This window comes from Chitinophaga fulva, assembly GCF_012927205.1.
Lineage (GTDB): Bacteria > Bacteroidota > Bacteroidia > Chitinophagales > Chitinophagaceae > Chitinophaga > Chitinophaga fulva.
The window spans coordinates 3,225,658-3,244,065 of the sequence record NZ_JABBGC010000001.1 but is presented as its reverse complement, the minus strand read 5'-3'; the positions used below and the strand labels follow the sequence as shown (position 1 = coordinate 3,244,065).

Annotated in this window: 15 protein-coding genes; 12 read left to right on the top strand and 3 right to left on the bottom strand. The window is 48.4% G+C overall.

From position 1 onward, the window contains the following. Nucleotides 1-13: 13 nt before the first annotated feature. The 7 genes from HHL17_RS13245 (at nt 14) to HHL17_RS13215 (ending at nt 10,383) form a co-directional block, all read left to right on the top strand. Nucleotides 14-586, top strand: coding sequence for a sigma-70 family RNA polymerase sigma factor (locus tag HHL17_RS13245; RefSeq protein ID WP_169225187.1), 573 nt, complete (start codon nt 14-16; stop codon nt 584-586). An 86-nt stretch (nt 587-672) separates the two neighbouring features. Continuing rightward, nucleotides 673-1,857, top strand: coding sequence for a FecR family protein (locus HHL17_RS13240; protein ID WP_169225186.1), 1,185 nt, complete (start codon nt 673-675; stop codon nt 1,855-1,857). A 44-nt stretch (nt 1,858-1,901) separates the two neighbouring features. Continuing rightward, nucleotides 1,902-5,432, top strand: coding sequence for a SusC/RagA family TonB-linked outer membrane protein (locus HHL17_RS13235; protein WP_169225185.1), 3,531 nt, complete (start codon nt 1,902-1,904; stop codon nt 5,430-5,432). A 10-nt stretch (nt 5,433-5,442) separates the two neighbouring features. After that, complete coding sequence (locus HHL17_RS13230) at nt 5,443-6,912, top strand: RagB/SusD family nutrient uptake outer membrane protein (protein ID WP_169225184.1); 1,470 nt, start codon at nt 5,443-5,445, stop codon at nt 6,910-6,912. Between the two features lie 28 nt (nt 6,913-6,940). Beyond that, entirely contained in the window at nt 6,941-7,615 is a 675-nt protein-coding gene (locus HHL17_RS13225) for a hypothetical protein (RefSeq protein ID WP_169225183.1), read from the top strand. A 37-nt stretch (nt 7,616-7,652) separates the two neighbouring features. Then, nucleotides 7,653-8,582, top strand: coding sequence for a DUF5007 domain-containing protein (locus HHL17_RS13220; RefSeq protein WP_169225182.1), 930 nt, complete (start codon nt 7,653-7,655; stop codon nt 8,580-8,582). A 139-nt stretch (nt 8,583-8,721) separates the two neighbouring features. Then, the gene (locus HHL17_RS13215) at nt 8,722-10,383 is read left to right on the top strand and encodes an ArnT family glycosyltransferase (protein WP_169225181.1); all 1,662 of its coding nucleotides are present in this window, start codon (nt 8,722-8,724) and stop codon (nt 10,381-10,383) included. A 72-nt stretch (nt 10,384-10,455) separates the two neighbouring features. Here HHL17_RS13215 and HHL17_RS13210 read toward each other — a convergent pair whose 3' ends face one another. Together HHL17_RS13210 and HHL17_RS13205 are read right to left on the bottom strand one after the other, a co-directional pair. After that, nucleotides 10,456-11,322, bottom strand: a complete 867-nt coding sequence (locus tag HHL17_RS13210; RefSeq protein ID WP_317166552.1) for a 2OG-Fe(II) oxygenase — start codon at nt 11,320-11,322, stop codon at nt 10,456-10,458. A 357-nt stretch (nt 11,323-11,679) separates the two neighbouring features. Then, entirely contained in the window at nt 11,680-12,042 is a 363-nt protein-coding gene (locus HHL17_RS13205) for a DUF1801 domain-containing protein (protein ID WP_169225180.1), read from the bottom strand. 74 nt (nt 12,043-12,116) lie between these two features. On the opposite strand from HHL17_RS13205, the gene HHL17_RS13200 reads away from it, so the two are divergent. The 4 genes from HHL17_RS13200 to HHL17_RS13185 all read left to right on the top strand — a co-directional run bounded on the left by HHL17_RS13200 (nt 12,117) and on the right by HHL17_RS13185 (nt 15,265). Continuing rightward, entirely contained in the window at nt 12,117-12,704 is a 588-nt protein-coding gene (locus HHL17_RS13200; RefSeq protein WP_169225179.1) for a Crp/Fnr family transcriptional regulator, read from the top strand. A gap of 78 nt (nt 12,705-12,782) precedes the next feature. Further along, complete coding sequence (locus HHL17_RS13195) at nt 12,783-13,469, top strand: DAPG hydrolase family protein (protein ID WP_169225178.1); 687 nt, start codon at nt 12,783-12,785, stop codon at nt 13,467-13,469. Nucleotides 13,470-13,496: 27 nt separating this feature from the next. Continuing rightward, a complete protein-coding gene (locus tag HHL17_RS13190) occupies nt 13,497-14,615 on the top strand; it encodes an MFS transporter (RefSeq protein ID WP_169225177.1) in 1,119 nt (372 codons plus the stop codon). A 17-nt stretch (nt 14,616-14,632) separates the two neighbouring features. Continuing rightward, on the top strand, nt 14,633-15,265 hold the full coding sequence (locus HHL17_RS13185) for a DAPG hydrolase family protein (RefSeq protein WP_169225176.1): 633 nt from the start codon (nt 14,633-14,635) through the stop codon (nt 15,263-15,265). Between the two features lie 50 nt (nt 15,266-15,315). Here the strand turns inward: HHL17_RS13185 and HHL17_RS13180 are convergent, their stop codons facing one another. Further along, complete coding sequence (locus HHL17_RS13180) at nt 15,316-15,807, bottom strand: hypothetical protein (protein ID WP_169225175.1); 492 nt, start codon at nt 15,805-15,807, stop codon at nt 15,316-15,318. A 221-nt stretch (nt 15,808-16,028) separates the two neighbouring features. Between HHL17_RS13180 and HHL17_RS13175 the strand changes: the two genes are divergently transcribed. Next, entirely contained in the window at nt 16,029-18,389 is a 2,361-nt protein-coding gene (locus HHL17_RS13175) for an ABC transporter permease (RefSeq protein WP_169225174.1), read from the top strand. Nucleotides 18,390-18,408 lie beyond the last annotated feature (19 nt).

The following is an 18,408-nucleotide window of genomic DNA, read 5'->3' as shown; positions in this document are numbered from 1 at the left end:
TTCTATATCAACCATGAGTCTGAAGAGTATAGATAATGAGCAGGAAATAATAAGACAAATTGCCGGCGGCAGTGAGCAGGCGTTCGCACAGCTTTTTCATGGCTACGTTAACAACGCGGGCATTGTCATCAATGCGATTGTTTGTTCCCGGGAACAAACAGAGGAAATACTGCAGGATGTATTTGTAAAGCTGTGGAAAGACCGGGAAAAACTCCTGCAGGTCAAACAGTTCAACGCCTACCTCTTTATCATTTTACGGAATCACACGCTTAATTATCTTACAAAGCTCGTTACAGAAAGAAAGAAACAGGAAGAATATTTCAGGAACGTATTACAGCAGGACAACAAGTCCGATGAGCGCCTGGATATCCTGGATAAAGCCATAGATGCGCTTCCCGCGCAGCAGCGGACCGTTTTCCTGTTGCGGGCCCAGGGTTACAAGAACCCGGAAATTGCCAACCGTATGAACCTGTCCACCGATTCTGTAAAGAAATACAATCAGCTGGCACTTAGGTTTATCCATCAGTTTATAAGTCTACGTGTCACCATATTATTTTCGCTCGCCGCCAGCGATTTTTTTAAATAGCGAAAAATATTTTCCTTTCCATATCTCCTTTTTTGCCCCTTTTGTTGTCTTTATATATACAGACAACCAAAATCAAAGGACTCCCTATGCAGGAAGACAGGCTGAATTATTTGTTTCACCGGGCTATAGATGGCCGCATTACCCCCGCGGAGCGGCAGGAGCTGCATGAGCTACTCGCCGATCCTGGCGCAAGGGAGCGGTATGATGAACTGTTTGCGCAGTTGCCGGACCTCACCGCCGCGCAGGAAAACATGTTCTCCGCCAGCGAAGCAGCCGCTTTGCTAAGCAGGATAGCCCATAGCAGTGGCATGCAGGAAACCGGGAAAAAGAAGCCCGTATTCCGGTTAAAGCCGGTATTGATCGGGGCCGCCGCCAGCCTGGCCCTGCTGTTGTCTGTTATCTCCTATCGTTTTTTCATACCATCCCGTCATACAGGTGAAAAAGCAACACTGGCTGCCGCCGGACCTATACATAAACATGCCGGCGTTACGCTGGTACTTGCCGATGGCCGGCAGGTGACGTTGGACACCACTGCCAGCGGGCGTGTCATTGACCAGCAGGGCACACAGGCCGTCAACAGTGAAAAAGGAACGCTTACCTATATCGCGCAGTCAACAACGGGCGGAGCCACCACCACGTATAACACGCTCTCCACACCAAGAGGTAAACATTTTAAAGTAGTGCTCCCCGACGGTACGCGGGTATGGCTCAATGCCTCTTCCTCCCTGCGTTACCCCACTCTTTTCAATAATGCACAGCGGAAAGTAGAGCTGGACGGAGAAGCATATTTTGAAGTGGCCAAAGATGCCAACAGACCATTCCTGGTAGCAACAAGCCAGCAAGCCGTCAGGGTGCTGGGGACTTCCTTTAACGTCAAAGCCTATACGGACGAACCATATACCAACACCTCCCTGGTAGAAGGCAGCATCAGCATTGAACCGGAAAACGGCGGCAAAGCAGCCGTACTCGCTCCCGGAGAACAGGCGACACTGGAAAACAGTCTGCTGCGGGTAAAAAAAACAGACCCACAGGAAGGTATTGCCTGGATGTCAGACCTGTTTTATTTCTCCAACACGGAACTCAGTGTAGTACTGCATCAGTTGCAACGATGGTATGATGTGGAGGTAGATTTTTCTTCTCTGCCCGCCGGAAGATTATATGGTCAGTTGCCACGAAGCACGCCATTGCCACAGCTTTTAAGCGCCATTGAGAAAACAAGCAATATAAAGTTTAAACTGAACAATGACCGGTTATCAGTAGATAAACAATAACCGGGGGATATCAACCAAGATTCACTCACCCAAAATCAATTTTTATGAGGACTACATGTGGCCACGTGGTGGGCCATTGGAAGAGCTATGCCCGTTGGGTCATACTCTCGGCCTGCCTGTTTCTGGAAACTACTGCAGCGGCCTTTTCACAGCCAGTAAATATCCAGGTCACGGGCGCCCGGCTGGAGCAGGTACTTGCTACTATCCGTGCCCAAACAGGACATTCCTTTGTGTTCGATGCACGGTTTGCCCAAAATGCGCTGCCCGTGACCGTAAACCTGAAGAACACCTCGCTGCAAAACGCGTTGGAACAGGTTTTCAAGGACCAACCATTTACTTTTGAAATCAATGACAAGATCGTCACAGTGCTCGCTGCACAGCAGGCAACGCAGCAGATGGTATCGGTCGCCGGCCGTATTCTCAGTCCGGACAATCAGCCTATTATCGGTGCTACCGTGATGGTACAGGGCTCCCGGCAAGGCACCACCGCTGATGAAAACGGGAAATTCAGTCTCGCACGTGTTCCGGAGAACGGCGCGCTCGTTATCACTTCCGTCGGATTTGATCCGCTTGTGCTCCGGCTAAACAATGGCCAGATCAGCGTCAGCAATACCTCCCAGAAACATCAGCTGGTAAGAAACACCTTACAAAGCCTGCTCATTACCCTGCAACCTACCTCTTCTCAACTACAGGAGGTGAACGTAACAGTAGGTTATGGCACCCAAAAAAGACGGGAAACCACGGCGGCCATCTCCACCATCAAAGGCTCTCAATTACAAAATAAACCCAGCGCTTCTATTGAGGGGTTGTTGCAGGGCCTTGCACCGGGATTGCTGGTACAGAATAATTCCGGTATGCCAGGAGGACGCAGCATGGTACAGATCAGGGGGCTTGCCTCTTTCTCCAATTCCGCCAATTCGAATGTGGTGAGCACGCCCCTCTTTATCATTGACGGGGTGCCGCTGGAACAGGATGTATTCAACCCTTCTGATCCCCGTCAGGCAATTACCAGTGTGCTCGCAGGTTTCAGTCCCTTTGACCTGGAATCGGTAGATGTACTGAAAGATGCATCCGCAACAGCTATCTACGGATCAAGAGGCGCCAACGGCGTTATCATCATCAACACCAAACGCGGTAAAATAGGCAAACCTATTGTAACGCTTAATGCACAATATGGCTTAACCTATTACCCTTCTCTCCGTAAGACGCTGGGAGGTAAAGCAGAACGTGATTATAAAATAGCACTCTATAATCAATATAAATCCTCCAAGGTAGGCGGAGGATCTACCGATATGCCTATCGAACTCACAGATAGCCTGAACAGTTTCTATAATAATTCTACCGACTGGCAGCGGTTATACTTCCGCGATGCTGACCTAAAAAACATAAACCTGGGTATCAGCGGCGCTACGGAAAACGCCAGCTATCGCATTGGAGTGGACTATTACAAGGAGAAAGGCATTGTGCTCGGCTCCGGTTTCTCCAGGTTCTCTTTAACCTATAACGGCATCTTCAAACCTACTTCGAGATTAACGATTACCGGTCGTGCCAATTTAAGCCAGACAGACGCCAGCCAGAAAAGAGGCGATACCTACAATGCCGCAGTAGTGGGCAACAACTTCTCTTCTTCTTTCCGTCCGGGCCCCAATAGCGGCTTTTTTGATTCATTCCTGGAATCGTATAATAAGGGGGTGAACATCGATCTTACCAGGAGAGTGTTGGCACAACTGGAAGTAAGTTATGATATCTTCAAATTCCTGAACCTTACCTCCAGGGCCTCTGGTAACTATGAATTCTACCGCACACGCAACTTTGAGCCGTCTGCTACCAGGACGGACAATAAAGCGGCAGCGTCCTATTATTCACAGGAAAGGGTCAACCTGTTGAGCGAAACATTCCTCCGCTATTACCAGACGTTCCACAAACATAGCGTTGATGTTGTGGTGGGGAATACCATCAACACCAGTGAGAACAATAACATATTGGGTGCTGCCACCGGCGGACCCAGCGACGCACAGCAGGTAATACAGGGTTATCCGCAGTCCAACCTCAAACTGGAAACACATAATATCAGATATGGATTGCTGTCCTATTACTCCAGGCTGTCTTACAACTATGATAAAAAATATTTGTTGCAAGGGGTGATCCGTGCTGACGGATCTTCCAAATTCGGTAAGGACAACCGATGGGGATATTTCCCTTCCCTGTCAGCAGGATGGGTGTTTACAGAAGAAAAATTCGTGCGCAAAAATATCGGCCGCTGGCTGAACTTCGGTAAGATCAGGGCTAGTACAGGGAAGTCCGGTACGCAGTATGAAGACAACTACCTGGCAGTAGGAGCCTATCAAACAAAGAGCGGCGATAATGCCACTTACAACAATGTACCCCTGCTGGCGCCGAACTACGGTGGTGGCAACGGTATAGCGCTGCCTCAGCTTACCTGGCAAACGACCAAAGATCAGGGTATTGGCCTGGACCTGGAGTTCTTCAACAGCCGGTTAACCATGACGCTCGATTATTACAACAAGAACACCGACGGCTTCCTGTTCCCGGATGCATTGAACAGCACCAGCGGATATGCGTCCCGCTTTGTCAACAGTGGCGCTGTAAGGAACTATGGCTACGAAGCCGCTATCACCGCCTATATTACCAGGCCGGGGAAAAATTTCCAGTATTCCACCACTTTCATCGGCGCCGTCAACCGCAATGAGCTGACGCGATTACCCGATTTCGGCAGAAGTGTGTCGAGGAGCAATTATGCCGTTGGTCAACCTTACCTGCAGATAGGCCGTCCGCTAAATGGCTTTTATTTGCTGAAGTACCTGGGAGTATATCCGGATGATGCATCTGTTCCGGTCAATAAATATACCGGCACCCGGCTGTATCCCAATACAAGCGGCTTTGCCTCGCAGGACCCGTACCGTGCAGGAGACATTGCGCTGCTGGATGTAAATGGCGATGGCAGAATCGGTGTGATGGACAATTCAGACCGTGTTTACTGCGGCGACCCCAATCCTAAATTTTCCGGCAGCTTTTCACACAATTTCAGTTACCGGTTCAAAAACAACTCCACCCTACAGTTGGACCTCTTCTTCAACTATTCTGTTGGCGGAAAAGTTTTCAATAAAGTACTGGCCGACCGTATCAAAGCCGTCAGCTGGACTGCCAGCGAAAATGTGAACTATCCCGGCGGACAAAGAAACCTGCTGGACGTATCGGACCTTGATTTCTGGCGCCCCGATCATACCCATGCCAAATACCCAGTACTGAATCCATGGCGGTACTATGGCTTGTCCAGCTATGATTTCATCGGCAACTACGAAACCAACACAGACCTGTTCCTGGAAGACGGCAGCTTTATCAGGCTCAATAACGTCAACCTCGCCTATGATTTTTCCACCTCCATGCTGAGCCGTTTACACATCAGGAGGTTGCGGGTATACGGTGGTATGAACAATGTGTTTATTCTCACCAGGTACAGCGGGGTAGATCCGGAGAACGTAGACAGTTACGGTTATGACCTTGGAAACGGGTACCCGATCCCCTACAAATTTAACTGTGGTTTCAACTTTTAATTTTAGTCATATGAAAAAGATATATTACCCAAAACATATACTGATCATCGTTTTGCTGGTGTCTGTTGCGTTCGTTTCCTCCTGCAAAAAGATACTGGAACCTGCCGTCATAGAACTGCCTACCGCGGAGAATGCCATTACCTCTTCCGCAGACGTGGAAAAAGGGATCGCCGCAGCTTACTCCTTTCTTCGTGCAGTCGTTCCCGATAAGATATTTCTCATGGGCGATGTACGTGCAGATGTGTTCTCCAGCTATAGCCAGAGTGTAAACGTTCGTGTGGAAACACCCATTGCCACCAATTCGGCCAATGCCCTTATCAACAACGGTGGTGGCAACTGGGCACAGTTCTACACCGTGATAGCACAATGTAACCTGGTACTGGAAAAAATTCCGCTGATCAATAATTACGACGAGCAGCTCAGAAAAAGACATACCGGGGAAGCCAGTTTTATCCGTGCGCTCACCTACTTTTATCTCGTGCGTTTCTGGGGGGATGTACCACTGAACCTTAAAAGCGTGAATATAGAAAATCTTGCGAGGACACCGCAGGCAGCAGTATTCGATCAGATCAAGGCAGACCTGGACGTGGCTATTGCCAACCTGGACATTGACTATGGCGATGGTGACAGAGCAGTGAGAGCTACCAGGGGTGCGGCATGGGCTATCAAGGCGCACGTGCTAGGATGGCTGCAGGATTTTTCCGGCTGTGAAAAATTATGCGACAGTGTTATTACCAAAGGAACGTATAGCCTTGTTACTGATACCACCAACCTGCTGAGCATCTTCGTTGGCAAATCAAAAGAAAGCATCTTCGAACTCAATTTTGATGCTGCTTCGAGGGAATTGCAGAAAAACCGCGTATTTAACAGAACACTGGGCAGGCCCTGGTACACCGATGCTTCAGATGGCGGTGGTGGAACTGACAGGTTCATTCTTTCTCCTTCCCAGGTGCAACTCACGACCATGTTCCCTACAGCTGTCCGTGATGCACGCTTCTTTACCTGGTTTATCAAAGAAACTGTTTTGCAACCTGTAGGTGCTGAAAAGCGGGTATTTCTAGGCAAATACAGAACGTTACAACTGAAAGGCGATACCTCTTCACAAAATATCAATGAGTCCAACATTATCATTACCCGCTTGCCGGATATCCTGCTGCTGCGTGCAGAGGCGCTCGCCCATCCGTCGGTAGGCAGGACCGGCGAAGCTATTTTGCTCCTGAACCAGGTAAGGGCCCGGGCCTTTGCTCCCGCTTATACGGGCGGCGGCATCCTGGGAGATACTATTCTGCTGGAACGCAGGAAAGAGCTGATCGGAGAAGGGCAGTATTTCTTTGACCTGGTAAGGACGAGGAAGCTGAACAAAGATTCGAAGATTACCATGACCGACTGGTACGAACGCGGTGCATGGCTGCTTCCGATCGATCAGAACATCATCGCGAAAAGTAATTTTATGATCACGCAAAACGATTTCTGGAGATAATTTTTACAGTCCCTGAAAATGATATCGTATGAAAAAGAATATTTCAATTAGAACAATCGTATTAGTTATAATAGCTGCCGCTGTGGCACTGGCTTCCTGCAGAAAGGACAATTACTATATGGACGGAGGGTTGTCAGGCCAGTCAGAAGCCGAGAAAAATCTTTCTGTATATGATTTTCTCGCGAGCAGGTCCAACCACATGTTTGATTCACTGGTAAAGATCATTGATCTCACCAATTCAAAGGCGCTTGTCAACCAGGCGAACATCACTTTTTTTGCAGTGCCTAATAAAGGCATCAGGCGCCTCCAGCTGAATTATGTGCCGGATGACAAACAAGCCCCCAAACCACTGGCCGAAATTCCGAAAGACACCTTGCTGTTGCTGCTCAACAGGTTTATTATCCCCAACGCAAAAATAACGCTGGAGCAGGCTGTAAAGGACAAGAAGAAATTCTACCGTGCCGGCAACGGAGACAGCTTATACATCTATGGTACTGACGGCGGGATAAAACCCGGCGGAAGCACAATACAAACGTCGGCCTTCACCATTGAATTTGAACACCTCAAAATCCCCGGAACAGATACCGTAAAATATGTCGGCAAGATGCAGACACATAACCTGATCACCGCCAATGCCGTTGTACATGTGCTGAATGAAGGTTCCAGTTTCGGTGCCGGGTTAAAGCAGCTGTATAACCGATAGGATACAGCCATTACATCATGTTTCAATTATTATCATCATGAAAAAAACACTGACAATAAAATACCTGTTGTGGCTGATGGTCCCGCTGTTTGTTATTTCCTGCGAGAAAGACAAGACAGATGGTTTCTTAAGTCCGGCGCTCAAATACACCAATCCATCGGTCAAGGTGAGTGTTGGCGCAACACTTATCCGGACAGGCGCCATGGTAACAGATGAATCCACCAAGCCGTTGCAGTTTACCATAGAGGCTATCCGTTATGAAAATGGTGATATAGCCGACAAAGTGATGAACTACAGGGTAGATACTTACTTCTGGAATGCTGAGTACTCCGATAAAGATAAAACAGCACAGGAAACAGATGGTAAGCGGACCAAAGTAAACCGCCCCGCTATTGATATCAACCCGGAGAATGGCGACATCATTATATATCCCGAAGCAACGGATTCCTTCCGGCTTACCAAAGGCAAATACCTCATTGATGTAAAAGTGAAGAACAGTGCAGGCGAGCAACTATTGAAAAGTGCCATGAAATTGGATATCAGCTATGCATTGCCCTACTCCTTTTTATCGCCCGGTATTGATGGGAAATTAACCGGTATTGACGGCACTTTTGAAAGGTTGTCAGAAACCGGTAATAAAATCCTGGTATATGTCTTAAAAAAAGACGGCACGCCTGTTGACCCGGAAAAACTGATAGGATATGATTACTCCACTGATCCCGCAGTGGAGGACCTAAGGGACTGGCATCACCTGGGACTGAACAACCCGACGAAGTACACCGCTTTCCCGGACCACCTGGAACTGGAAGTGGAGACCTTTCCGATACCTTATGTGCAGGGCAAGGTGCGCAGAATTGACCTGTACAACAACGGTGATATTAATGGCGATTACTTTAATTTCTGGTTTGACTTTGCTATCCGGAAACCTGGTATATGGAAAATCACTATCCAACTGAAGTATAATTGAGCCCTGAATCAAATCCCCCTGCCTGCTTCCTTTCCAGGGAGGCAGCAGGGGATTGATGGCAGCCATTTCCCCGGCAGATTTGTAAATGATAATATACCAACATATATTTGTTCAATACAATCATTTACATATAGTACATATGCGTACACCCAAACTATCGACTATTCTATTACTGGCCGTGATTGCAGCGCTTTTTTTCATTCCTTTCCTGGGGCGTGTGCACCTGTTCGATTGGGACGAGATCAACTTTGCTGAATGTTCCAGGGAAATGCTGAAGCTGGACGATTATACCAGGATTTATGTCAATTTTAAGCCGTTTTGGGAGAAACCGCCCATGTTCTTCTGGATGCAAAGCTTGTCCATGAAAATATTTGGGGTCAATGAATTTGCTGCACGCTTTCCCAACGCTGTTTGTGGCATCGTAACGCTGATAGTACTTTTCGTTTGTGGTACCCGGTTATACGATAGAAAGTTTGGTATTCTTTGGGCGTTGGCCTTTGGCGGCTCCCTTTTCCCTAATATGTACTTTAAATCCGGTATTATCGATCCGTGGTTTAACCTGTTTACCTTCCTGGCACTCTACTACTTCATATTGTACCACTGGAAGCGAAACGGATTTGATAAGGAAGGGCTGGATAAAAAACCGGTCGTTTATGCCGTTTGGTCGGGTATTTTTATGGGGTTGGCCATCCTTACCAAAGGACAGGTAGCGCTGATGGTGTTCCTGATGGTATTGGGCGTGTATTTCATTTACAACCGTTTCAGGATCTATTTTAACTGGTGGCATGCGTTGCTGTTCCTGATCGTGACAGCTTTGGTTACCCTCACCTGGTACGGATACGAAACAGCCAAAAACGGCCCGTGGTTTATTACTGAGTTCTTAAAGTACCAATACCGTCTCTTTACCACTCACGATGCCGGACAGGCAGGCTTCTTCGGGTATCACTACATAGTGCTGCTCATCGGCTGTTTCCCGGCCTCTCTTTTTGCGATCCCCGCCTTCTTCAAAGGACGTTACACCAGCAAGTATGATAAAGATTTTAAAATCTGGATGATCCTGTTGTTCTGGGTGGTAACGGTTTTGTTTACCATAGTACAATCCCGTATTATCCACTACTCGTCGCTCGCCTGGTTCCCGGTTACCTTCCTCGCCGCCTATTCCTTTTATAAATGGGATAGAAAAGAGATGGATTACAAAAAATATGTGGGCGTATTAACCACCATCCTGGGAGCGATTATTGCCATCGTACTGCTGGCTGTTACGCTGATTGCCCTCAATATCAAACGACTGATACCTTATGTTCACGACACCTTTGCGCAGGCCAATATGGCTGCCGATGTACACTGGAGCGGACTGGAAGGTTCAGTGGGCATCCTGATGGTAGTGACTATTATTATAGGATTAATACAGTTGCGCAAACACGCCTTTATCAAAGCTGCCACCGCTTACTTTGTAGGAACAGGCCTGGTTATTTTCATGGCCGCCGCTATCATTGTGCCGAAAGTGGAGAAGTACTCACAAGCCGCCGCAATTGAGTTTTTCGAGCAGCGCCAGGGAGAAGATTGTTATGTGACCTGCTTAGGTTACTGGAGCTACGCCCCTTTCTTCTATACCCACAAAGAGAAGCCAACGAATCCAAACTCTTATGAGGAATCCTGGCTGTTATCAGGCGATATTGACAAACCGACTTATTTTGTCACCAAAGTAGACCGGGTAGATGATTACAAACAATATTCCTTAAAAGAGCTGTATCGTAAGAATGGATTTGTATTCCTGAAAAGAGAAATACCGGTGAAGTAACCGGTTATAGGATAAAAAAAAGGCGTTGAAATAATTTCAACGCCTTTTCTTTTATTATTTGAAGCCGGTATGCTATTTCTTTTTCTTACGGGAGAAGAACCGCAATACCTTACTGATCACTTTATCGTTTGACCCCAGCATACCTTTGATTTCTGTATAAACAGCCACCATGGTATTATCCAGTTTCACCATAAATTTCTTTTTCTCTTCCCCGGGGCGTACCATGTAATGGGTAGCTCTGCGGAAAGGCTGAGCTTCTTCGGTATAATAATACAGCGCGATGGATCTCCTGTGGCGGTCTTCCGGGCAGGTAGTCGGTTCCGGATGGCCGTGGTAGGAATCGGCGTCTGTATTAAAAATCACGCAGCGATTAAAAATGGGCAACACTTTCTTTTCGCAAGCCTTCATCTGTGTATCCCACAGTTCCAGCTTACCGCCCCACTCCTCTACCCAGTCGGGGTTGAGGTATACCAGCACATTTACCCGGCGCTGCCAGTGACGATGGTGCGGATGTACCGTGAAATCGGCATGGATATTCAGGTAACCGCCTCTTTTGGACTGATGTATGCCGCCTCCTTCCAGGAGGTCATCTTTCATCAAACCTTTGATGCCCGTCAACGTACTAAGAAATTCCAGGAATTCGGGAGAATTCAGTTCATTGATCGTCCGCTTGATAGTGGCTGGCAAGAGGTCGAGTTTATTCAACCCGGCTTTGTTTTCATTGTAATGAACATAGTTGATCCATCCTTCTTCCTCATTCAATTTATCAAACTCCCGGGCGCAGGTAGCCAACACATCGGGATTCATGAAATTTTCCAATACAATATGAGGATAAGGACTGGCCCCCTGGTAATCATTGCTTAGCGTAGGCAACTGAGCATTCCAATGAGCATAATCGAATAATTGCGTGTTTTCCGCTGTTTCAGTGATAGTTTGCACTTAGTGAGTTTTTAGGCATGACCTTCAAAGGAGCCATAAATATAATGTAAATATTATTCGTTTTAGCAAGAGGATCGTCAAAATATTTTCCCCCTGCGCCCACCAGCCATGCTTCAGGGCCACCTGACAGTAACCACCCGCTTTCAGGGTCATCAGGCGTAAGAGCCCGCTACTTGCCGAAGTATATGGGATATTCAATCCAGGGCCTGTCTTTTGCATATATGGCATAGGCGAGCGTAATCCTATCCTCCTCCTGACCGAGTGAACAAAAATAGATATTTGTGCCGTGTACAAATAGGTCATCATTTCAGTCGCGTTGCGTTATTTTTTCGTTACTTATTTTTCACCTGTAAGCTGTTATACCCTTTTCTTATATGCCGCCAGCGCGGCGTCCACCAGCTTTTTCAGCGCGGCACTGTGTATGGCGCCTTCATCGGGAATCTCCACATAACGGGATATTTTACCGGTACCTTTTAATATGCCCGCAGGATCAGGCAGCTCGTTGCCTTTATAGAACCCCAGTTTTACGCCCTTTTGCGAAGGGATAATGGTGCAGATCATCTCCGTGTATTTGTGACCGTAACTATAAGCGATCATTTTGGCCGGCACATCCAGCTGCTCCATGATACCTGGCAGCATGTCGCGCAGGCCCTTCACCCGGGTGGCCACTGTTGCGGGATAAGCGTCCAGGAAGGATAATATGTCTGTGTCCATCTTCATAAAAAATCAGCGCTTGTATGTAAGTTACCTCAAAAAATTATTATGGCTATATTCGCCCGGAGAGTGTAACCACCATGGACGAGATAACAGCTTACCTGCAAATGAAGGCAGGCCCCTCTTTTCAGCCGGAAGACCCGGAATGGGGCAGCCTGATGGACAGTGCCAGTGTCCGCACTTATAAAAAGAATGAAGTCATCCTGAAAAGAGGTAAACGAAGTGAAGAAGTATTACTGGTAGCCGAAGGTATTCTGGCCTCCGAATTCAGTGTGGAAGACAAAACGGTGATTGGCCGGTTCTTTCTCCCCGGCGCCCTTTGCAGCAATTTCGACAGCCTGCTGACACAGGTGCCTTCCCGGTTTCAGATAGTGAGCGTTACTACTTGTCAGGTGATCAGTATCCCGGCGGTGGAGTTTCTCCGGCACTATTACCGGAGCAATGGCCCCGGTGTGCTGTTCAGGAAAATGATCCTGGAGATCATGGCGGAAGATATCTGGTTGACCGATATGAAACTCCTCTACAGTAAAGAAGAAATGGTGCACCAGCTGCGGGAACATTACCCCGATATTATCCGGCTGGTACCCTATAAACATATCGCCATGTACCTGGGCATTACCGCGGAAGCCTATAGCCGCATACTCAAAAAAAGCCAGCATAAAACTTAACCCTGATCAAGTTTTCCAACCTCCTGTCCAGTCTACATTTGATCTGTCATTTTAATCATTCATCAAAAAGAAGATCATATGAAGACAGGAACAGCATTGGAGAAAGAACTGTTTACAGATATTGACCATTTACTCTCAGCCCGGCCACTGCCGCTGGAAACAGGCATCCATCGTTTATCCAATGGTATGTTGCAGGTATCCGTGCGCACAGACCTCCACGGTTGCAGGGGCCGTATGGTGGACTGGTGGTTTAAATTCTTCGAGACCACGCAGCATATCAAATGGTGGCACCCGCATGACCACGTGCAGCACGGTGGCTGGGACCAGCACTGGAAGCGGCATGAGAACTATATTGGCGCCACTATCCAGGCCACCGAGTCGCTGGGTAGTATCCCACCCGTGCCCGCCACCATCAAGTTCCATCATCCGGCGGAAGTATTCAACCCGCATCAGCTGGAAGTAGCCTATGCGCGGAACGAGGTATCCGCCGCCGTATATGCACGTATCGGCTTCGGTAAGGACACCCCGCAGGACGCCAACGGAGATCCCCTTGACGGCTACATGTTTCACATACTGCGCGATACAGCATGGGGCTGCGTGCTGCGGAGCCGTTTCTACCTTGGCGCACAACATCCTGTACCGGACGAGACAGGGTTACAACTGATGGTACATTGTTACTCCGAGTTCAGCTACCTCTCCCACTTTCTGCCATCGCTCTATTACGCGGAAAATCAAAACGGCGACCACGCGCCCAAGCTCTGGTAGCCTCTTCTTCATCCGATTTCAATACTTATGCAGAAATTATCTGTAACAGGCACCGCCACGCTCCTGCTGACCAGCTGCCTGACCATTATGGTAGGAACGGCCATTGCGCCATCGCTCAACATCATAGCCCCCCGGTTGCATATGGACACGATGGGCAAATGGCTGATCACTTTACCATCTTTGGGTGTGATAGTATTCTCTCCGCTTACCGGGGCACTGATAGACCGCAGGGGTGCTTACACCACCATGCAGGCCGGACTGGCAGGCTACGGCCTGCTGGGCATAGCAGCGGTGCTTCCGTTGCCCCCCATGCTGATACTCTCTATCCGCTTCCTGCTGGGAGGCGCAACCGCAGCCGTCATGGCTGCCGGCACCGCCTTGCTGGCCACCCATTTTCAGGGAGAAGCACGGCTCAAAATAATGGCAGCGCAAGGCATGGCCATTGAACTAGGTGGCGCGCTGTTCCTCCTCGCCGGCGGCATACTTGGCGATATCGACTGGCGGCTACCCTTCTGTATTTATCTGTTGGCATGGGTACTGTGGCTGATGATGACGGGCACCGTTCCGCAAAGCCCGCAACCCCAGGCGGCAAACAGCTCCGGTAAGGGGACAGCACCCGCGGCAGTCTATGTGATTGTAGCCGGAGCAGCGGCAGCCATGTTGCTCTTTTTCACGTGTATCCTTCAACTGCCGGAACTACTGCACCAGCGTTTTCAATTCAGCGCCACGCAGACGGGCTACTATATGGGCGCCGTGTCCCTGCTGGCGGTGATCGCCGCAGGCAGACTAACAGTAATGGTAAAACGTACTTCAGAACGATTTACGCTTGCTACCGGTTTTGCGCTGCTGGCAGCCGGGAACCTGTTACTGAACAGCGCCGGTCAACTGCCACCGCTGCTGCTCGCAGCCCTTTGTCTTGGCGGCGGATTCGGATTTACCATACCACTATTAAATCATATGACCGTCAACGTTAGCACTGCCGACAACCGGGGCGCCAGCCTGGGATATTATGCCATGGCTGTTTTCGGAGGACAGTTCCTCGCCGTCTTCGTTGTGATACTGCCGCACCTCTTCCTGTTCACAGGTATCGGCGGTGTTATCATCTCCCTGATGATCATCATCCCGTCAATGAAAAAAAATCAATAATCCTGAAATATATTTTTATGAAACCAGAAGAAGCAAATCAACTCCTGCAACCCGGCTACCTGCCTTTTGAAGCCGGTTACCAAAGACTCGACAACGGTATTCTTTTAGTAGCCGCACGCAGCAGCCTTATTAACGTAAAAGGACATATGATCGACTGGTGGTTCAGCTACGTGCATACCACCGAACAATACAAACAATGGCATCCGGAAGATCATGTGTATAGCGACTGGATAGGGGAACGTGGCACCGGCAACTATATCGGAGGCACCCACATCGCACATGAGAGGCTGGGCGGTGATACGGTACACAAACTGAAAATCAATTTCCGCCCTCCTGCTGAACTGCTGGCAATCGAACATTTTGCAGCGGCAGGCGTGAGCACCGCCGTACATGCGCGCCTCGGAGAAGATGGCGCCCCCGGCTGGACAGCTAAAATGGTCCACCTCGTAAGAGACACCCCCTACGGCTGCGAAATGAGAAGCCGCTTCTGGCTCGGCTGCTTCGCTGACAACCATCTGCAAAATGACTATGACACACGGGTACGCATATACCCTGATGAAGTAGGTATCGGTTTACAGAAACATTGCCACGAAGAAATGAGCATCCTCGGGCAGTTCCTGCCGGAGCTATACAAGTCACAGCATGGGTGATCAACAGCCCTCTGTTGGTTTTACCCGCCAACAGAGGGTTTATGAAATCTCTAGCGGACGATTAAGGTCCATGTAGTGCACATATGACCAAGAATTGCAGGAACCAGCACTGTATAAATACCGAGATATGCTATCAACATAGGACTATGCTTTTTAAGCCAACCTTTCTGTTTATAAAAATGGATAGTTGCATCCACCAATCCGGGTAAAAGAAAGCTAAACAGATAAAGTATCATAAGTTCCGACACCAGCGTCAGCAAAGGGCTGGGACGCCAAAAGCTAAGACCCCATATTAGTACCTGCAACCCAACCAGCAATCCTAGTGGCAAAATCAACCACTTGATGATACCATTTTTCTCCTGCATTCCGTAATAGATCCTCATTCCGACTGCGACAAACAAGAAACCACAAAATTTAGGAGCATCCAAAAAATTGAAATTGAATTTTTCCATCAGTGTGACAACTATCAAAACAAGGCTTGATAAAAAGTCTCGGCGCTTTAGAAATTGTAGTAATGGCTCTATATTTTTCCGTTTGCCCATAAAATTATTTTAAGCAACGAAAATAGAATTTACCTTAAGAGCTATCTGTTATGCAGCGGTTATGCAGCGGTTATACCGCTATTTTAGCGACGCAATTAATATGTCCGCAATCGTACATTTCCCTGTACCAAAAACGGACATTTCCGGAGGTTTACCAACTCATAATACTATTATAACCAAAAACTTAAGAGGCTGGCATCTTTTTCGTCGTACCGGGTAACATGTTCAGGAACTACTTCAACATCGCTATTCGGAACCTGTTCCGCAATAAAGGTTTTTCGCTGATCAACATCGGCGGATTAGCCATTGGTATGGCCAGTGCCATCCTTATTTTACTATGGGTGAAAGACGAAGTCGGCTACGACCGCTTCCATAGCAAATCAGACCGGTTATACCAGGTATGGTCCAACGACAGCATACAAGGTAAGATCAGGTCCATGGCCATTACCCCGGAAATCATGGCTCCCTCCCTGAAAACCGATTACCCGGAGATAGAAGAAGCCACGCGTGTACGCTGGACACGCAACCTGCTGCTGGCCCCGCAACAGGACAGAAAACTGATGTCCGCCGGTGCGGTGGTTGATCCCGGTTTTCTCTCCATGTTTTCCTTCCCGCTCCTGGCAGGAAACGAACAAACTGTATTAAAAGACCCGAACAATATTGTCATCACGGAAAAATTAGCACAGAAACTTTTTCAACATGATGACCCGATAGGGAAAATAATAAAAGCAGGCAGCGTAGATTATACAGTGTCCGGCATCCTGAAGAACCTTCCGGACAACACACAATTCAGCTATGCGGAGTATCTGCTCTCCTACGAAAAAGAAACACTGGCCGGTCATATCGATAAAGACTGGAGCAACGTTTCCGTTTCTACTTTTGCGCTGCTGCGCCCCAACGCCTCCATGGAGGTAATCAACCGGAAAATCCGGCGTATAGCCCCCGAACATGCCAAAGATGCCGGCACCGAATCATTCCTGTACCCTGTCAGCCGCCTACGGCTATACGACCATTTTGAGAACGGCATACCGGTGGGTGGCCGCATTACCACCGTACGAACATTCTTTTTGGTAGCCATGATTATCCTGCTGATTGCCTGTATTAATTTCATGAACCTGTCCACTGCCAGAAGCGGTAAAAGGTCTAAGGAAGTAGGCGTACGTAAAGCAGTGGGCGCACAGAAACATTCGCTTATCCTCCAGTTCCTGACAGAATCTATCACACTGGCCGTTATAGCTGGTCTGATAGCGTGGCTTATTGTGGCCATCAGCCTGCCTGCTTTTAATCAGATCACCGGCAAACAGTTGCACCTGGAATATAGTAACCCATATTACTGGTTGTCCGGTATTGGTTTCATCATACTGACCGGCACATTGGCCGGCAGTTATCCTGCTTTCTTCCTTTCCGGTTTCAAACCCGTATCCGCACTCAAAGGATCGAACAAAGGCGTTCATACGCTCATCACGCCACGCCGTGCCCTGGTGGTATTACAATTTACTTTCGCCATTGTACTGATCATCTGCACGATCGTTGTTACCAAACAAATCAGGTATGGGGAGAACAGGAAAACCGGTATCGACATGGACAATCTCGTGCATGTATTCCTGAATGATGAAATGAACAAGAACTTCCACCTGATCAAACAGGAACTGATTGCTTCAGGCTATGCCACCTCCGTATCCAAAGTCATGTCGCCGTTATCTGAAAACTGGGCGTATGGATTGAGCCTGCGCTGGAAGGGCAAACCGGAAAACATGAAGGTGCAGGTGAACCGGTATACTTCGGAGGGCGACCTGGTCAAAACAGCCGGCATGCGGCTGATACAGGGCAGAGACATCGACTTAAAACAATACCCCACTGATTCCACCGCCTGCCTGATCAATGAAGCGGCCGTGAAACTGATGGGCTTTAAAGATCCCATCGGACAGGAAATTTTTGATGACCCGGACAACTTTCATGTAGTGGGCGTAGTCGGAGATTTCATACAGGAGTCACCGTACATGCCCGTAAAGCCCATCATCATAAAAGGCCCGAAAAGCTGGACAGGAACGGTTCTCGTAAAGCTGAACGATCAACAGCCCCTTGCCGCCAATATTGCTGGCATGGAAAAGGTGTTCAAAAAATATAACCCCGCTTTTCCTCTGGAAATCAATTTTGCCCACGACGCCTATGCCAGCAAATTCGGGAATGAACAATTCACCGGTAAACTGGCGGCCATCTTCGCAGGACTCACCATTTTCATCTCCTGCCTTGGATTATTCGGGCTGGCAGCGTTTATGGCTGAAAGCCGCTTCAAAGAGATCGGTATCCGGAAAGTGCTGGGTGCTTCTGTGAGCAATATTGTAGTATTGCTATCGGGGGATTTTGTGCAACTGGTGGTGATAGCCGTTCTGATAGCTTCCCCTGTTGCCTACTGGATCAGTCAACAATGGCTGAAGGAGTTTTACTACCGGATAACACCTGGTATCGGAATATTCATCGCAGCCGGTATGCTCGCGATCATCATAGCTCTTTTAACGGTCAGCTCACTAGCCATCAAAGCGGCACTCGCTAATCCGGTTAAAAGTATAAAACCGGAATAAGATCACTGGCAGTGGTCCT

Coding starts and splice junctions, on each gene's coding strand:
- HHL17_RS13245 (WP_169225187.1), top strand. CDS start 14: ATGAGTCTGAAGAGTATAGATAATGAGCAGGAAATAATAAGACAAATT.
- HHL17_RS13240 (WP_169225186.1), top strand. CDS start 673: ATGCAGGAAGACAGGCTGAATTATTTGTTTCACCGGGCTATAGATGGC.
- HHL17_RS13235 (WP_169225185.1), top strand. CDS start 1,902: ATGAGGACTACATGTGGCCACGTGGTGGGCCATTGGAAGAGCTATGCC.
- HHL17_RS13230 (WP_169225184.1), top strand. CDS start 5,443: ATGAAAAAGATATATTACCCAAAACATATACTGATCATCGTTTTGCTG.
- HHL17_RS13225 (WP_169225183.1), top strand. CDS start 6,941: ATGAAAAAGAATATTTCAATTAGAACAATCGTATTAGTTATAATAGCT.
- HHL17_RS13220 (WP_169225182.1), top strand. CDS start 7,653: ATGAAAAAAACACTGACAATAAAATACCTGTTGTGGCTGATGGTCCCG.
- HHL17_RS13215 (WP_169225181.1), top strand. CDS start 8,722: ATGCGTACACCCAAACTATCGACTATTCTATTACTGGCCGTGATTGCA.
- HHL17_RS13205 (WP_169225180.1), bottom strand. CDS start 12,042: ATGAAGATGGACACAGACATATTATCCTTCCTGGACGCTTATCCCGCA.
- HHL17_RS13200 (WP_169225179.1), top strand. CDS start 12,117: ATGGACGAGATAACAGCTTACCTGCAAATGAAGGCAGGCCCCTCTTTT.
- HHL17_RS13195 (WP_169225178.1), top strand. CDS start 12,783: ATGAAGACAGGAACAGCATTGGAGAAAGAACTGTTTACAGATATTGAC.
- HHL17_RS13190 (WP_169225177.1), top strand. CDS start 13,497: ATGCAGAAATTATCTGTAACAGGCACCGCCACGCTCCTGCTGACCAGC.
- HHL17_RS13185 (WP_169225176.1), top strand. CDS start 14,633: ATGAAACCAGAAGAAGCAAATCAACTCCTGCAACCCGGCTACCTGCCT.
- HHL17_RS13180 (WP_169225175.1), bottom strand. CDS start 15,807: ATGGGCAAACGGAAAAATATAGAGCCATTACTACAATTTCTAAAGCGC.
- HHL17_RS13175 (WP_169225174.1), top strand. CDS start 16,029: ATGTTCAGGAACTACTTCAACATCGCTATTCGGAACCTGTTCCGCAAT.